We start from the raw sequence: 16,251 nt of genomic DNA on the forward strand, positions 1-16,251 counted from the left end.
AAATATTGCTAAAATCCAGCTCCATTCGGCCCCTTCAAGAAACCACGATTTCAGCATTTTTCAGCCTATTTCGCCCGATTGGTTGTCCAAATGGTTGTCCAAGACCATGGGCGGCAAACCAGCTCCCAGGGCTTAGAGACGATCAATTTTCAGGCTCTACAATACCCCACTTCAAACCCCGATTCACTTTTCAGCTCCACTTCCTCCTCGTCACCCCCCCCTAATCATCAGCACAACACACCATAGCCCTCAATCGCCGACTGAAATTCCATCGCATGCTGTGCTTTACCTCATCGAGAATCATTGTCATGACACTGTCTTGACAATGATTCATTCGTGGGCTACCTTCAATAACCAAGAGAGGTGACACGATGGCCGTACGCGCCGTTCGCAGTGAGAAACTGGATCTTCGGCTGAGTTCCTCAGATAAACGGATACTGGAAGCAGCGGCATCTGTTTCCAGTCGGTCGGTGAGTGACTTTGTCCGTGAAAGTGCACTGGCCCGCGCTGATGAAACTCTGGCGGATCGTCGCACCTTCCTGCTGAGCAAAGCGCAATGGGCTGAGTTTCAGACGGCGCTCGATGCTCCCACTCGCCCCCTTACTCGCATGAAAGAACTCCTGACTAAGCCAGGATTCTTTGACGTCCCCCCTCTTCACCGCACAACAAACAAGCGGTGACTCGAAAGATCGAAAAGCTTCAGCGACATCACACCGTTGATACGTTCGACTGTGGGCGGGAAGATCTGAATCGTTTTCTCCAGCAATACGCCCTCCCCAATCAACACAGCGGAGGATCTCAAACCTATGTGGGGGTGGTCGACGACACCGTCGTCGGCTATTACGCACTCGCGGTGGGATCGGTTGAACAAGACATTGCCCCGGAACGATTAAAGAAGGGACTCGCAAAACATTCCATTCCGATCATGCTGCTTGCTCGGTTAGCTGTAGACCTCCACTGGCAGAAACAAGGCGTGGGTGCCGCGCTCTTGAAAGATGCGGCACTACGGACTCTACAGGCCGCTGATATCGCCGGAATTCGTGCCCTGGTGGTCCATGCCAAAGATGAGGTGGCGAAACAGTTCTACGAGCGTTTCGATTTCCTCCCTTCCCCAAGCGATCCGTTGCATCTCTTTATGCTCATCAAAGACCTTCGAACGCTCGTCTCGTAGGCCGCTCTCTCATCAAGACCGTCGCGGGCAATCTCTCTCCTCGTTTCTATTCACCCTGTGGTCCCCTATGTGCGCCCGGGCCATCCTCGCCCTGATCATTCCTGTGGGCCCAGTAGCCATCGAAGAATCGCCGAATCTATCTCTCGATCATAACCTGGCGGGTCAGATACTCCCCCACTCCGCCTGAGAATTCCCGTCACCCGATTACTACACCAAAGCTTCACCCACTCATACTCTACGGGGACATGTCTCCACCCACCAGAAGAAGCGAGCCAGCCAGAGACGAGCTTCTGAATCGGTTGGGCAAAAGGATATGACAGCCGTAGCGCCTGACCACCGTACGACCATCCACAAAAGGAGTTTTCTATGCCACCAAGACCACAACCCCGATTCCGTCACTTACGCAGCAAGATCCGCGAGTGGAAAGCCGGGGATCTTCTCCCGGCTGGAGAGCAGAGCTGGGAGCGGTTCCGCCAGGTGGCTCCCTTGCAGCTGACTCCCATTGTGACGGCACTTCAGGAAACACTTCAGGCGGAAGGGATTCGGGCGACGGTATATGACCTGTCCGAAGAACGGCGCGATGTGCACCTGCTGATCGAGCCGTTTAACATTGCGATTAAGTTCGGTCCTGACGAGAACCCGCACCTTTTTCACCTGTCCGCCTGTCGCCGCGCCAACCCAGAGGATGAGTGCACAGCACTTATCGCCTATGAGGACCTGGAACTCGACCTCGGGCACGTCATGGAAGTCGTCGAAGATGTCGTCCTGAGGATCCTGGGGCCTAGGCGGGCCAGCGAAAAGCCAGAAATGGAGTGAGCCAACTACATTCAGCCGGGATACACGACACCGTGCGTGCGCAACGCCTATCCAAAGCTACAAGGACAACTGCGGCGCTATGAAGAGCACGGATTGCTCATCCCGGATCCAGCTTCCGCACGGATGCGCTTTCTGGCCCTCGCGGAAATCGACCTCATCCCACTGGCCCGACGCCTGGCGACGCTCCTGCAGCAAGCCGGGATCCCAGCCTGCACGGTGGTCCAATTGGACGAGATTCCCATGTGGCGTATTTTTTGACGAGACATGGACTGTTGGAGTGTTCGTCAGCCACATGATGCGGTGTCAATGCGGCTCACCATCCGGTTCGGGTGGAGCCACGCCGTGGAAAAGGACCATGCGCTCCTCTATCGGCGATGTACCCAGACAACGTTCTCCTCAGCACTCGAACGTTGCATTGATCGGTTGATTATCTACTAACCGCACTAATGCTCACTAACTCAACACAAAAGGATCCAGCATGCAGACACAAGAACAGGAACAGTATTCCCGCCTGCGAGAACAGCTCGAAGAATATAAAACCACGATCGGCTCATACTCCACTACGAATCCAGCTCAGCAACGTTTTCAGCTTCTCGCACAAAAGATGCTCATCCCAGAGTTACGAAAACTCGCACGCGTCTTGGAGGACGGAGATCTCGCATGTGAAGTGTTTTGTGAAGACGACGAAGACGGCGCCGTCGGCCTTCGGATCGAAACCATTGAGGTGACCTTGCGCTTATCACCTTCTGACCACCCTAATTGTATCAAAGCCCTAGCGGCGCAAGGCCGTCGGAAAGATACAACTGAGTGGTTGATCCCCTATCGCCTGGTTCAAACCCCTGCCCTAGAGCGTGAATTACAAGCCGCAGTCCTGCGCATGCTAAAGCCCTTCATCACCGCAAAAGCCAATCAACCATAGCTGGGTACACTGTACATCGTTACCGACCCAGCATTGAGCCATTGAGCATCCACACCGCCGTGGAGACCACCCCGGCTCCCCTTCTTCGCCCCCTTGCCTGCTACTGCCATTAGTTGCTCCTTCTTGACAGGAATCCTTGTTCGTATCTCCCCACTCATCGCCCTAGCATCAGAGGTAAGCAGCGATACCACAGCGTGGAGATTACTAGCGTGCAAGTGAGGTAGGCGGGTCAGAACAACGTCGCTCTAAAAGCTCAGAAGAGGAGCCATCTCCGCTCTCTGCACCGAACGAAGCGCAATTGTGCACTTCGAACAACTGCAAGGAGCGGAACGATGCCACCAGATGAATTTCTCACACCCAAACAACTTGCCCAGCGCTGGCAAGTCTCCGTCGAATATCTGTATCGGGCCGTGCTCGGCCAGCCGGGAGGCATACCAGCCATGAAACTAGGCGACGGCTCCCGCGCCCGCTGGCGCGTTGCACTTCATGTCATTGAAGACTGGGAACGAAAGCACTCAGCAGGTGAGTAGTGGTTTTATGATTAAGAACATCGGTCGCAATAGACAGTTGATTGACGTCCATCCGGGCCGGAAGGCCGGACGTGTCCGGAAGATCATTCACGGAAGCCGAGAAACCGCCCAGCAAGTCGTTAACTCGTTGTATGAAAAGCATTACGCCGGACTATTTGGATGGCCCAAAGAGTCAACGACCACCGTTTCGATGCTTATGGATCTAGTCATTGAAGACTATGTGTTAAATGGGCGTAAGTCTGTTGACGACATGGAAAGAACCACCAAATTCTGGAAAGACCTTATTGGGGGGAAGCCAGCAACATTCGTAACCGGACGCTATTTGAAAGAGTTGGCAAAAGAATGGCGCACAGTTCCTCAAGAGATGCCGGGTAACAGGGCTCCAATTTTACTTGAGGCAGGGACTGTCAATAGGCGCATTTCGATCTTATTGAGAGGCTTCCAACTCGGGCTCGAAGAAGATCCACCGCTAGTAAATAAGAAGCCCATTTGGCATCCCCTCAAAGAGAATGCACCGCGAAACGGGTTCGTGAATTGGCCTGATTTTGAACGCCTCCGGAGCAGTCAAGCTGAATGGGTGCAAGTGCCTGTAACGATCGGGCATTGGGCCGGCATGCGCTTAGAGGAAATTCTTGGACTTCTTCGTACTCAGGTAGCCTTTGACCATCAAGCCAAGGAGGTCACGATTGACCTCCGCCCTGGAGAGACAAAAAATGGGGAACCTCGCTTCATCATCCTCAGCGGTGATCCCTATGACCTTATGGCGTCGTGGGACACAAAAACAAGCGTGCTCTATCCAGACTGCCTGTACTTCTGCCATAAAAATGGAGGGCGTATCAAAGACATTCGGTCCCCATGGGATCGCACATGCGTGGCAGCCGGGCTAGGAAAGTGGAAGAACCCCAAAGCGAAGACACAGAGTCTCAAGGGGTACGAAGGGCTCACATTTCATGATCTCCGTCGAACCGGTGTTCGCAACCTGAGACGAGCAGGTGTCGACCCCAAAACCATCATGTTGATCATCGGGCACAAAACGACTTCCATGTTTGACCGCTACAACATCATCGATGAAGAAGACATGCGCGATGCCTCTAAGAAGCTTTGTGGCTTCATTCGTTCAAAATATCAAAACGGCAATTCCGGTGGACAGTTAGTGGGCAATGCTTCTGCCTGCACTCCTCCAAATCCTTAATTTACTAGAGGTTTTAGCTCTAGAGCATCGCCTTCGTAAAGCGATGCTCTGAAGCCCTCGCCTCCGCCTGATTCCCTACACAATCACCGGATCGTCGCACTAGATGCGGCGTTGCCAAGCTTTCAAACGCACATTCCACATCCAATCTCTTCCTGCCAAATCCAACCACATCCAATCAGTCCGTGGACACTTGGTGGTCAATGCTCTAGCACCATTTCACGATCGCGTAGTCACCGATTTCGCCATCGTCGACACCCCAAGACAAGCCGAATAACCCGCACGCCGCCTAGCTCCCTGCTCCTTACCGTCTCGGGGCAACTGCCCCCACCCGATGGAACCTGGCACTTTTCGTCCTCCTCGCTGGCCGCCCGCTTCCAATAACATCTCACCATAAGGTTCGGCCACTCTGGAGCGCGCGGCCCGAGCCACTTATTACTCGCTCCGCCGAAAGGACACACGATATGTGTACACGTTGCTTTCCTCTCATCACCATCTCACAGCAAGACCTGATTCTGCGGGAAATTGCGCGCCAGTTTCCTCGAGAGTCTCCGCTCTTCGGATTATTAGATGAACTCGGGCTTCGTCTCTCAGAAGGCTTGGCCCTGACCGCCGAGGACATCTCAAAGAGAGCGATCACGATCCACCAAATCTGGACTGGATCGGCATTGGTCCTGATCGAACGGCCAAGGACGGTATCCCTCTCAGACCCATTGGGCAATCGACTGTTTGCCGACGCTCAGGCCCTATTAAATAGTCCGCGACCGCCGGGAACCCCCCTCTTTATGTTTACCAACATCCACACAGGAAAACCCTATTCACGGCTCTATTTATATAACCACGTGTGGCTCCGGGTGCTCCACACGCTCAAGCTTCAACCGACTCACATGTCAGTTCTCAGGCGAAACGCCGCTCGACGTTTCATTCGGAATATGCGGAATGTGTCACCCCAGCAAGTCGCATACAAGTTGGGTATCCGGCACCGGCTTCTCAAGCCATTAGATGAAAACTAACAGGGAATCACGGCGGCGGAGGGCGTCCCCTCCCCCGTCTATCCCCTACGCTTCAACCATCTCTGGAGAAAGTCTTGCCACAAGAAAGAGAGAGCACTATGAACAGCCTTGATCCACGTGTACTTCCAATGATTGACGGACCACGCATGAGGCCCCCCAAAAGTCCGCTTCGCTATTCCCTCATTAATGTAGCTCAACTCAGACAAGCCGCCCATCGTCTGCGGTTATTGCTCCCCCCATCCCCCCCCCCCTCACGCCCAATCGTCTCAACGACGGCCAGAGGGACGATATTGGTGTAAGCGGATCGTGAACCTGCCGATACTAATGTGCTCGATGGCACTCCGGAACATCAACACTCAAAGGAGAATATTTTTGGAGAACCAACACATGAATGCACTTCCAATTTTGCAGAAGTATTCTCGATCAACGCGGGAGCATGATCTCATCAGTGAGAAGCTCATTCACCGACACTTTCAGAAGTACAAGGAATTTGTCCTTGGGAAGTACAACTTCCATCTTCGAGATACGGAAGGACAACAGGCAAACTAAGGGACAACGGCAGGGAGCGAGAGGGAGGAGAGAAAAAAGCCGCCTCCCTCTTGCTCCCTAAGGTGATTTACACAGCAACCATCATGCCCGCACGAACCGCCTACCACCGCACTGACATCTTTCCAGCTGAACCGTCGGTGACACAGTATTACGCACGGCATCAATCCATTTTCTAGCGAATTGCGCCCCTCACCATCGAAGAAGCCTCCGAGAAACCCTTCTGTACAGATGGGTACGCGTGCTCACTGCCAGAAGTACTCGCGTTCTGGTCAGTTCTGCACCGCCGCAACATCCACTCACGCCCTATCATCCAACCTGTACGCATTAGACCACCGTGTCATACGGGAAAGGATAGAGCCATGGGCCCCAAGATAAACCAGCCAGCTGACAAATACGAGACGCTTTCCCTGACAACACGGGGGCGCGGCACGTCCCAGGTGAGTGCCTCGAAGTGTGTCCCGTCACGCTCCCCTTCCACACTCCCAGGTCCTGGGGAGAACGTGACGGCCCACCCTAACGTCACCGAGATGAATGGAAAGACAGCCTCCGATCAAAGGACCGTTCCGTTCATGACCACCCTGCAGCAGGCGGCAGGAGGCACCCTGCCCGAGTTGATAACGTTGGCAGAACTCTGTGCCTTCTTAAAAGTCAAACGCAGCTATGTGTACTCCCTGACTTCGACCGATCGCATCCCGCACCGAAAATTTTCCGGCACCCTCCGCTTTGTCAAAGCTGAGATTCTTCAATGGCTTGATCGCGGCTACCGAGGCCCTCGGATGCACGAGCCACCCAGGAGCGATTCGTAAGCATCACTCCCCGTCCACTACTCATCAGAGGATTCCATGGCCACAACCGTGACAATTGATAAAGGGTGTCTGTATCGCCGAAAGGATCGGCCGACGATCTATGTGAAGTTCACGCCACGGAGAGGCGCCAAGCCGATCCACCTGAGCACTGGCAAGACCAATATGATTGCGGCCGCCGCGGCGGCCCAGGTGCTGGTGGAGCAGTATCACGGCAAGACGCCGAGGCAGGTCAAAGGCCAGAAACTCACGCTCGCCGACTTCTGCCGGCTTCCCGACAAACACAACCCTAATGATCGTGGTGGACAATTCTGGCAATATCTGGTCGCCAATCGCGCGGGCACCACCCGCAATCGCCACCACGATATTCTGCAGAATCAGATCATCCCGAATTTTGGGAAACATCGCTTCGATGACCTCGCACCCGAGGATATCGAAGCCTGGAAGCAACGACGCCTCCTTCAGGTTCAGCGATCGACGGTATTGAAAGAATTGCATTCCTTGTCGGCGGTGTTTCGCGTCGCGCGCAAAGTATTCCGCTATACGACGCAGAATCCCGTGGGCGAAATCGAAAAACCGACGGTGCCGAAGCGGAAGAAGCAGATTCCCACCGCCAATGAAATCCGCACCTTCCTGGATGCCGCAGCCCTGCTGAAACCCTATGCGTACGCCAGTCTATTAACCGTGTATCAGGGGGGCTTACGAATTGACGAAGCTCGCCACCTGGAACCAGGCGATGTCGATGAGGACGAGAACATCTTGTGCATTCGAGTGAAGGCGGGCTGGTCCCCAAAAGATCAGGAGGACCGGGACGTTCCATTGGTAGAACCCATGCGCACAGTCTTATTGACGTTGAAGCACCAGAATCCGAACGCTCGTTGGCTCCTCCCTCGCGGCGATACACGAACCTATAAGTGTGAACGGTGTGGTGGCGCGGAAACCCATATCGGGAATCTGCGGAGTGCCATCCTGGCGCTTGCAAAGGCCGCCGGCATCTCGAAGAAACTTACCCATCACATGCTCCGCCACTGCAACTCGACGCATAATCGGCAGTTGGGCGCCAAAGACTACGAGGTCATGGAGCTGTTAGGTCAGCAATCGACCAAGATCCATACCATTTATACGCATGCGGAGTGGCAGCATATCGTCGAAGCGACCCAGCGGCTTGGAGCCTCGATCGGAGGTGATGGGTTATCCGCGTGGTTGTCCGCACGCGCCCGTGAGGCTGAAATGTCAGAGCAATTGGAGACTTAGAATGACGGCATCAGCCGGGCAAGGGCTGGGTAGAGTAGGGCTCTGAGAGATCACCATCGTTCAAAATGGTCGCAGTGGATGTCCTTGAAAAGCAAGAACTCACTTCAATCCTAAGTGCGACGGGATGGCCCTTGATTCATATGACCACATGCCAAACGCTTGGGGGAATAACGTCCCCGATTACAGGAAGAACGTGGTTAATACAGCTGTAACATTGGAGGATTATGCTGCAAGCGCTGACATAGCAGTAGGAAACAGTCCGAACGCATGTTCACCGGGTAACACACGATGTCCACAAACACTGCAAAGAAAATTCTCATCGTGGAAGACGAGACTGACATTGCACAGTTGGTGAAGATCTATCTCGAGAAAGAAGGGTTTCGTACCGTCCATGCGAAAACGGGAAACGAAGGCCTACGACTCACCAAGAGCGAGCATCCTGACATGGTCATCCTTGATCTCATGCTTCCCGAGATGGATGGATTGGAGCTCTGCAAGAAACTCCGAAGCGAGCAGGAGACCGCTCTTCTTCCCATTATCATGTTAACAGCCAAAGCCGAGGAGTCCGACACCATTGTCGGCCTCGAACTCGGCGCCGACGACTATATCGCCAAGCCGTTCAGCCCCAAAAACCTCGTCGCAAGGGCCAAAGCTTTGTTTCGCCGGATTGGACGGGCCAATGATACCCAGCAAACGTCTTACCACTACGGCTCCCTACTGATGGACCTCCCTCGCCATGAAGTCATGGTCGATGGGAAAGAAGTCGGTTTGACAGCCAAGGAATTTGGGCTCCTGGAACATCTCCTGCGAAATCCTGGCCGAGTGCTTACACGCGATGTCTTGCTGAATTCCGTATGGGGCTATGACTACTATGGCACCACAAGAACCGTGGATGTGCACATCCGTCGCCTAAAGCAGAAGCTACCTGCGCTGAATGAAGCGATTGTGTCGGTAAAATCGCTGGGCTACAAGTTGTCTGATCCGGCTCTGACGAAGTAATTTCCGTGCGTGTATTTTCTCAACATCGCGAGATAAGGCCTTGCCTAAGAGGCCGCATAATCTGCCTGCTCCTCCTTTCTCTCAGCTCTTGCGTCCATCCACCCCGCGTGGAGGAATTCGAAGCCGGCATTGGACAGTTGACACAAGATAAACTGACTCGCCGGTTCGGCTATCCTCAGCGACTCAAACGCCTTTCAACAGGAGCCGAAGTCTGGGAGTATGAGTTTTTATCAGGACAGTCCCGCTGTGTCGGCTATCGTGTCTATTTCGACGCCGAGCTGCGCTCGCAGAAGTGGGAGTCTATCGCCTGTCGGTAAGGCCGCAGACATCATAGCGAGCTATCGCGCGGATTTATACACATCTAAACCCAGACTCCCTCTCCTCTCTATTGTTTCACCTGCTGAACACGCTAAGCATTCCCGAGCCTAGCGTTCGTTCACACCTTCACGCACATCACAGACGAACCAAGAGTCTATTGCAATCGAGTTACATCTCTCCCATTCCGTCCTTTCACAGCACCAACACACTGATGGCCGAACTCCTGTAACCAAGAATTGAGGCCGTCGTGATCTAACTGTGCTTTTGATCTAGTACAACTCATTCCGGAAAGGGGAACAGCCAATGGCTCACACCATCGCTCCTCGACGAAAACAACCGGGCGGAACCACCGGAGTGGCCCGCCGTGCTACTCCTCCAGTGAATGTCCGACGCGCCGATCTTTGGCGGGAACTTTCCAGGCAGCGCGCGGTGCTGGTCGCCAGCGCCAATCTCTCGCTTGCCGCCGAGTCGGCTGCAGAACTCTATGCGGATCCGGCCGACCAGGCTTCGACCGATCTCGAACACGACGTCGCCATGCAGATGAAGGTGCGGACCTTTGAACGGCTTCGACACATCGAACGCGCCTTGCAGCTCATGCGGACGACAGACTACGGACAGTGCCGCCACTGTCATCGAGACATTCCCTACGAGCGGCTCAAGGTTCAACCCGACGCGCTATTCTGTGTGCCGTGTCTCACAACAGTCGAACAGAAAGCGGCCCATAATTAACGCCATGCCACAGTTCATAACAACGACAAATTATTGGAGCCCAGCTGCGTCCTCTCACGCACCTGGCCCCCGCGCTTGTCCCTTCCTGCCAGGAGAAGGGACGAGCCCCGGTTACCTCACCATAGACAAACCCTGGTTACTGGAGGAACATGCTAAGACTTTCTAAAATCCATACCCGCCAAGGAAACGAGAGGCAATGTGCCCGCTGTGCCGGACTGCGAGTGCCGGAGATCATGAGCGAGGGAGGAACGCGAGTGTGGGCGCTCCGGTGCGTGCACTGCGGAGACATCACCGACCGGCTGATCGCCAAGAATCGGACCCGTCGGAGGGACCCGCTCACGCGCCCCCCTCGCACACCGATCTATGGAAGCGACCGGTGGAAGAAAAAGAAACTCCAGCTCTCCTGACTCCCTTTATCGCAAACCGCTTCTGATCGTCTCCACACTCTATGAGAGTCGCAGCCATAGGCAGCAACTCTCTGCCTTATTCTCTGCAGACCGGAGACAAATCTTGATCTCCGCAGCCTCTCCCCCGCAGCAGACACGACCAGCACTGCCGGCCTAACCGGAACATTTCCGGCAGCCTCACGCCTTGGTTCTGAGACCGAGTGACTGACCTCGACGCTTCGTGCAGAGGGCGCAGAATGAATCTGATCCGGCATGAGAGAGGCGGCGTGCGCCCAATGCGCACGCCGCCTGGGCGAGGAGATGGGGCGGAAGGGTCTAACTGCCGATCCTACCGCCGTCGTCTTTCGTGACGACGATCAGCGATGAGCGCGGACGTCCTCCGGCCGGACCATCCGGCCAGGAACTGAACTGCTTCGGATTCACGGGGTCGGCGGGAAGGTCGTCCGGCCGCTCGCCCGGATGCTGGATGCCGACGAACATCGTTCGACGATCCGGCGTCATAAAGACACCCGTGACTTCGCACTGATTCGGCCCGACCAGGAACCGCCGGGTCTCCCTGGTGTCCGGATCGGCAGCCACCATCACATTGTTTCCGAATCCGGCATAGGCACCCGCATTGATCGTCGAGGTCGACACATCGGTCTGAATCCAGAGCAGGCCGCTGGGATCCACATAAATCCCGTCCGGCGATCCATACTTGTCGCCGAAGATCGTGGAACCGTGAGCCGGATTCGCCGGATCGCCGCAGAGCGCGAAGATGTCCCAGCCAAACGTGGGCTCCGTCCAATCCTGGCGATAGTGCCAGCGGATGATGTGGCCGTAGTTATTGATCGCCCGAGGATTAGCCGCATCCACCGGCGGACGGGCTGAGCCCGCAGCCGTAGACCCGTCCGGATTGTTGCCCGACGGCGGAGTCGAACCCCGGCGACTATTGTTCGTCAACGTGGCGATCGCCGTTAAGGATCGAGGGAAGGTGTCGATCCATTCAGGACGATCCATCATCGTCGCGCCGGCGGCATCAGCGGCGCCGCGCGTATTGATGAGAATGTCATTAAGCGACCAGCCGGCGAGTTTCGGATTGTCCGGCGTGAGCGGAAGCCACTCGCCCGTCCCATCCGCATGAAACTTCGCCACATAGAGAATGCCATCGTCGAGCGGGCTGATGCCCTGGCGGCGCGCCTGCTTCCAGGGCAAGTTGGAGACGAAGCGATAGATGTACTCATTCCGTTCGTCGTCGCCCATGTAGACCACGACCCGGCCGTTCCGCGCGACCTGTACCCACGCGCCTTCATGCTTCAATCGCCCGAGGGCCGTGCGCTTCACCGGAGTAGAGTTCGGTCGAAATGGGTCGATCTCCACCACCCAGCCGAACCGATTCGGCTCATTCGGTTCCTCGTCCGTCCGGAACCGCTTGTCGGTCGTGTGCCAGAGATACCCGAAACCCGCAGCGGTAATCCCATATCGCTTTTCGAGCGCCGTCTGCGGACCGTTCTTCCGGAAGTAACCGTTGAAATTTTCCTCACAGGCCAGATACGTGCCCCACGGCGTATAGCCCATCGCACAATTGTTGAGCGTGCCCAGCACCCGTTTCCCGGTCGGATCCTCGCTCGTAACCAGACGGGAATCGCCGGCCGCCGGCCCCCCCATCTCGATAGGCGTCCGACCCGTGATGCGGCGGGCGAAGGGAGAGGGCCTGACAACATCCCACTTGCCGCGACGCCGCCGCCAATCCCAGGGGAAGCCGGTCCGCTTCGTGACTTCGATGATCGAGACGCCATGGGCGTTCAACGACTTGTTCGTTTTTTCCTGCGTCCAATTGCTCACACCATCAGGGAACAGCAATCCATCGTCGGTGTACTCGTTGTTCTGGACGATCAAGCCTCGCTGGGATCGGACGATCGGGAAGTACACCATGCCGTCGTTGTGCATGCCCCATTGCCGCGCTTGCTCATCTGCCGTATTGCTCGCATCCTGCTTGAACGCCGGTCCGTTCGAGACCGGATCGCCCCAGGCGATGAGCACCTCCGCCGTATAGCCCTTCGGGACAGCCACGGTGTCCGCAGACGACACGGGTACGCTCTCGAATCCGAGGACAGGCCTGCCCGGCTCGCGCTCCTCGGCGGATTCGACGGAATCGTCCGCACTTTCTTGCGCGGAGGCCGGCACAGCCTTCAACAGCGCCTCGATGCCCCCGAGCGACACCGCCGCCGCCGTGGCCATCCCGCCGGTGAGAAAGCCTCGCCGGGACAGACGGGCGTCCATCACATCTTGAAAATGTTCGTTGCCGGACTGATTGCTGACGCCTTCATCATCGATCATCGACATGAGGATCACTCCTTGTTAGTGAAGGTGAAGAAACATTCTGAATCGACACGCGCATCGTGAGGCTCGCCTTAGACTCGAGAGATCGAGAGCACCCATTTCTTGATTCGCGCCATGAATGTCTCATGATGGAGGCGTCTCACTGCGCCGGAAGAAGCCAGCAACAGCGAGCGCCCCATTGTGATGGTTGCAACGTATGGCTGACTGAATGTCCCTCTTCCTACCGGCTGCTTCATAGCCACTCCTCCTCCGTCTCGTTACACAAGCGGGTGTGGAGCTGCGACCTCTGCCTGCCGCGTACAAGGTAGCGAAGCTGCAGTCTCCGGCTCACCCCTGAAACGCGGCATGATATCCGCGGCTACTCTCACAGGAAGCCGTTACGAGCGGATCTGTGCCCGCTCAAAAACATGTAACGCCGGTGTTAAGAGATGAATGCGAAAGACGGCGGAAGGGAAAGGGATTGGGATAGAAATCGGATGACGCTGAGGACTATCGGGCGGTCAGGCTGAAGAACCGGGCTTTCAGCAAGCGCGATGCACGGCGTGCGAGTTCAATGGACACACAGAAGAGAAGCGCTATATCCCATCGCAACGCACTGATCTTGGCCAACATTATCGTTCAACTCTCCTATTTGTGCACCGGTGACTCTACGGACGGAACCGTACCCTTCCATCAGGAAACTACTAAGACAGGATGAGCAGCCCGGCACCACCCGGCTTTGGCAGGGAACATCGCGCCTCAAAAGATGCCCCTTGAGTCGGTACAGCGAGACGCGGCGAGGATCCTCGAATAAGTTAACACATATTTAACGAACCGCTCTTGAGGCAGCGGATGAGACCTGACTATCCTAGGGCCGACCTGTGGCTGACCGAAGAGTGAACCGCTGCTGTTGGGCCTCACTATTGGAAAGAATGACATACGATGGATCTGACAGACCCGTCCCTGTACATCAACCGCGAACTGAGCTGGGTGCGTTTCGACGAACGCGTGCTCGAAGAGGCGCTCGATCAGCGCCATCCCCTCCTCGAACGGCTGAAATTCCTCTCAATCTTCAGCAGCAATCTGGATGAGTTTTTTATGATCCGGATGTCCGGGCTCTACTGGCAGCAGCAGACCGGCTCCGTCGAGGCGCCGCCGGACGGCCGCACGCCGGAGGAGCAGATCCGGGCGATTCATCAGGCTCTCGCCCCGCTCCTGGCCCGACAGATGACCTGCTGGAAAGATGATCTTCTGCCGAAACTGCGCGACGCGGGCATCCGGGTGTGTCCCTTCTCGGAAATCCAGGATGAAGCAGTCGGGCGCCTGCGGGACTATTTTAAAGCCGCCATTCTCTCGGCCTTGACCCCGCTGGCCTTCGACGCCGCCCATCCATTTCCCCATATTTCAAACTTGTGCATGAACCTCGCCATCGTGCTCCACGACGGCGAACACCACGAGCGTTTCGCACGCTTGAAGGTGCCGCGTCTCTTTCCCCGTCTCCTCCCTGTGCCGCAGGAAGCCTCGCCGGATACCGGCTCCGACGTATACCCTAAAAGCTTCGTATGGATTGAAGAAGTCATCGCCGCCAATCTGGATCTCCTGTTTCCCGGATGCCATGTCTCGACGGCCTATCCCTTCCGCGTCACGCGCGACGCGGACCCCGACATTGAAGCGGACGAAGCCGCCGATCTTCTCCAAGCCATTCAGGAAAGTCTCCGCCAGCGGCATTTCGGCTCTGCGGTGCGGCTGGAAGTCAGCGCGCAGATGCCGGAGCAGATTCGTCAGATTCTTGCGCAGAACCTGCACCTCGGTCCCGACCAGATCGACGCGGTAGAGGGTCCTCTTGGCATGGCTGATCTGATCGAGCTCACCAAGCTTGACCGGCCGGACCTGAAGGATCCGCCGCTCCTGCAGAAAGTCTCACCGCTCCTTGCACGTCAAGATCTCTTTACCGTCATGCAAGAACGCGATCTGCTCTTGTATCACCCCTACGACAGCTTCACGCCGGTGGTGGACTTTCTCCGCGCCGCCGCCGCCGATCCTCAGGTGCTGGCCATCAAGCAGACGTTGTACCGGGTCGGGCTCGACTCACCCGTCGTGGAGGCCCTCATGCAGGCCCGGGAGAACGGCAAAGAGGTCACCGCGCTGGTTGAACTACGGGCCCGCTTCGACGAAGAGAACAACATTCAATGGTCCAAAGAATTGGAACGGGCGGGAGTACATGTCGCCTATGGACTGGTCGGCTTGAAGACGCACGCCAAGATGTGCCTGATTGTGCGCCGCGAAGACCACGGGCTCGCCCGATACGTGCACCTAGGCACCGGCAATTACAACCCCGCGACGGCGCGCGTGTACACCGATCTCGCGCTCTTGACCAGCAATCCGGCCATCGCCTCCGACGTCGCCATGCTCTTCAACGCGCTGACCGGGTATGCCGGAGAGCATCCCTATCGTTGCCTGATGGTCGCCCCGAGCGGAGTCCGGAAAGGCATACTTGACCGGATCGAGCGGGTCACGGCCCAACACCAGCAGACGGGACAGGGTTATATCGTGTTGAAGCTCAACGCCCTCACAGATCCGGCCTGCATTCAAGCGCTCTACCGGGCTTCCCAGGCCGGTGTCACCGTCGATCTACAAATACGAGGCGTCTGCGGCCTCCGTCCCGGCGTCCCCGGCGTCAGCGAACGGATCACCGTCACCTCCCTGGTAGGTCGCTTTCTCGAACACAGCAGGATTTTCTATTTCCGGTTCGAGCAGAGAGAAGAAGAGTTATGGATGGGGAGCGCCGATCTTATGCCGCGCAATCTGGATGGACGAATTGAAGTGGTCTTTCCTGTCGAGGCCGCGCATCTGCGCCAGGCCATCCGCGACGACATTCTGTTTCCCCACTTGCGGGACACCGCACACCTGCGCCGGATGAATGAGCAGGGCTTGTACGAACGCGTGGCTCCGCAGCCGGATGAAGCGCCGCTCGACTCCCAGCAGCAGATGCTGGAGCGGGCCGGTAGCTGGAATCAGACTCCGCATGAGCGCTGACAGCATACAATGCTCCGCCGCTCATGTTCGTGACGAGGCGAGTTGAGCCGAGATGATCGGGATGAAAGAAACTGACCGGGTGTTGCTCGCTGTCCCACGTCGCGGGGCGCATCGCGAGAGAGAAAGACCCCGGTACCCTGTTCTCCTTTGCCCTGTGCAACCCTCAGGACCCAGCGACAACTTAATCTTGGACAAGAGTGCTCCCGACCCCTTTTTC

The 16,251-nt window shown here is 56.4% G+C and carries 15 protein-coding genes; 14 read left to right on the plus strand and 1 reads right to left on the minus strand.

Features of this window, described 5'->3' with window-relative positions; translation table 11 throughout:
* The first annotated feature begins 676 nt into the window (after positions 1-676).
* The 13 genes from Q8N04_16090 to Q8N04_16150 all read left to right on the plus strand — a co-directional run bounded on the left by Q8N04_16090 (position 677) and on the right by Q8N04_16150 (position 10,697).
* Positions 677-1,171 (plus strand): GNAT family N-acetyltransferase, encoded by a 495-nt coding sequence (locus tag Q8N04_16090; protein MDP3092193.1) that lies wholly within the window; start codon positions 677-679, stop codon positions 1,169-1,171.
* Positions 1,172-1,537: 366 nt separating this feature from the next.
* Positions 1,538-1,987 carry a hypothetical protein gene (locus Q8N04_16095; protein ID MDP3092194.1) on the plus strand — a complete coding sequence of 150 codons (450 nt, stop codon included), beginning with the start codon at positions 1,538-1,540 and terminating at the stop codon, positions 1,985-1,987.
* 36 nt (positions 1,988-2,023) lie between these two features.
* Complete coding sequence (locus tag Q8N04_16100; protein ID MDP3092195.1) at positions 2,024-2,245, plus strand: hypothetical protein; 222 nt, start codon at positions 2,024-2,026, stop codon at positions 2,243-2,245.
* 220 nt (positions 2,246-2,465) lie between these two features.
* The gene (locus Q8N04_16105; GenBank protein MDP3092196.1) at positions 2,466-2,906 is read left to right on the plus strand and encodes a hypothetical protein; all 441 of its coding nucleotides are present in this window, start codon (positions 2,466-2,468) and stop codon (positions 2,904-2,906) included.
* A gap of 332 nt (positions 2,907-3,238) precedes the next feature.
* Positions 3,239-3,436, plus strand: coding sequence for a helix-turn-helix domain-containing protein (locus Q8N04_16110; protein ID MDP3092197.1), 198 nt, complete (start codon positions 3,239-3,241; stop codon positions 3,434-3,436).
* Positions 3,437-3,443: 7 nt separating this feature from the next.
* Positions 3,444-4,628 (plus strand): tyrosine-type recombinase/integrase, encoded by a 1,185-nt coding sequence (locus Q8N04_16115; protein ID MDP3092198.1) that lies wholly within the window; start codon positions 3,444-3,446, stop codon positions 4,626-4,628.
* A 461-nt stretch (positions 4,629-5,089) separates the two neighbouring features.
* Positions 5,090-5,638 carry a hypothetical protein gene (locus tag Q8N04_16120; protein MDP3092199.1) on the plus strand — a complete coding sequence of 183 codons (549 nt, stop codon included), beginning with the start codon at positions 5,090-5,092 and terminating at the stop codon, positions 5,636-5,638.
* Between the two features lie 1,118 nt (positions 5,639-6,756).
* Positions 6,757-6,993, plus strand: a complete 237-nt coding sequence (locus Q8N04_16125; protein MDP3092200.1) for a helix-turn-helix domain-containing protein — start codon at positions 6,757-6,759, stop codon at positions 6,991-6,993.
* A 36-nt stretch (positions 6,994-7,029) separates the two neighbouring features.
* The gene (locus Q8N04_16130; protein MDP3092201.1) at positions 7,030-8,244 is read left to right on the plus strand and encodes a tyrosine-type recombinase/integrase; all 1,215 of its coding nucleotides are present in this window, start codon (positions 7,030-7,032) and stop codon (positions 8,242-8,244) included.
* Positions 8,245-8,532: 288 nt separating this feature from the next.
* Positions 8,533-9,243, plus strand: coding sequence for a response regulator transcription factor (locus tag Q8N04_16135; protein ID MDP3092202.1), 711 nt, complete (start codon positions 8,533-8,535; stop codon positions 9,241-9,243).
* A 137-nt stretch (positions 9,244-9,380) separates the two neighbouring features.
* The gene (locus Q8N04_16140; protein ID MDP3092203.1) at positions 9,381-9,560 is read left to right on the plus strand and encodes a hypothetical protein; all 180 of its coding nucleotides are present in this window, start codon (positions 9,381-9,383) and stop codon (positions 9,558-9,560) included.
* Positions 9,561-9,864: 304 nt separating this feature from the next.
* Positions 9,865-10,290 (plus strand): TraR/DksA C4-type zinc finger protein, encoded by a 426-nt coding sequence (locus Q8N04_16145; GenBank protein MDP3092204.1) that lies wholly within the window; start codon positions 9,865-9,867, stop codon positions 10,288-10,290.
* 233 nt (positions 10,291-10,523) lie between these two features.
* Positions 10,524-10,697, plus strand: coding sequence for a hypothetical protein (locus Q8N04_16150; GenBank protein MDP3092205.1), 174 nt, complete (start codon positions 10,524-10,526; stop codon positions 10,695-10,697).
* A 315-nt stretch (positions 10,698-11,012) separates the two neighbouring features.
* Here the strand turns inward: Q8N04_16150 and Q8N04_16155 are convergent, their stop codons facing one another.
* Complete coding sequence (locus tag Q8N04_16155; GenBank protein MDP3092206.1) at positions 11,013-13,022, minus strand: PhoX family phosphatase; 2,010 nt, start codon at positions 13,020-13,022, stop codon at positions 11,013-11,015.
* A 918-nt stretch (positions 13,023-13,940) separates the two neighbouring features.
* Here Q8N04_16155 and ppk1 point away from each other — a divergent pair.
* A complete protein-coding gene (ppk1, locus tag Q8N04_16160; GenBank protein MDP3092207.1) occupies positions 13,941-16,034 on the plus strand; it encodes a polyphosphate kinase 1 in 2,094 nt (697 codons plus the stop codon).
* The last annotated feature ends 217 nt before the right edge of the window (positions 16,035-16,251 follow it).

Origin of the sequence: Nitrospira sp. (assembly GCA_030692565.1) — a bacterium.
Classification (GTDB): Bacteria; Nitrospirota; Nitrospiria; order Nitrospirales; family Nitrospiraceae; genus Nitrospira_D.

Excerpts from the sequence above, each read along its gene's own strand:
- Q8N04_16095 (MDP3092194.1), top strand. The coding sequence starts at position 1,538 with ATGCCACCAAGACCACAACCCCGATTCCGTCACTTACGCAGCAAGATC.
- Q8N04_16105 (MDP3092196.1), top strand. The coding sequence starts at position 2,466 with ATGCAGACACAAGAACAGGAACAGTATTCCCGCCTGCGAGAACAGCTC.
- Q8N04_16110 (MDP3092197.1), top strand. The coding sequence starts at position 3,239 with ATGCCACCAGATGAATTTCTCACACCCAAACAACTTGCCCAGCGCTGG.
- Q8N04_16115 (MDP3092198.1), top strand. The coding sequence starts at position 3,444 with ATGATTAAGAACATCGGTCGCAATAGACAGTTGATTGACGTCCATCCG.
- Q8N04_16120 (MDP3092199.1), top strand. The coding sequence starts at position 5,090 with ATGTGTACACGTTGCTTTCCTCTCATCACCATCTCACAGCAAGACCTG.
- Q8N04_16125 (MDP3092200.1), top strand. The coding sequence starts at position 6,757 with ATGACCACCCTGCAGCAGGCGGCAGGAGGCACCCTGCCCGAGTTGATA.
- Q8N04_16130 (MDP3092201.1), top strand. The coding sequence starts at position 7,030 with ATGGCCACAACCGTGACAATTGATAAAGGGTGTCTGTATCGCCGAAAG.
- Q8N04_16135 (MDP3092202.1), top strand. The coding sequence starts at position 8,533 with ATGTCCACAAACACTGCAAAGAAAATTCTCATCGTGGAAGACGAGACT.
- Q8N04_16145 (MDP3092204.1), top strand. The coding sequence starts at position 9,865 with ATGGCTCACACCATCGCTCCTCGACGAAAACAACCGGGCGGAACCACC.
- Q8N04_16150 (MDP3092205.1), top strand. The coding sequence starts at position 10,524 with ATGAGCGAGGGAGGAACGCGAGTGTGGGCGCTCCGGTGCGTGCACTGC.
- Q8N04_16155 (MDP3092206.1), bottom strand. The coding sequence starts at position 13,022 with ATGTCGATGATCGATGATGAAGGCGTCAGCAATCAGTCCGGCAACGAA.
- ppk1 (MDP3092207.1), top strand. The coding sequence starts at position 13,941 with ATGGATCTGACAGACCCGTCCCTGTACATCAACCGCGAACTGAGCTGG.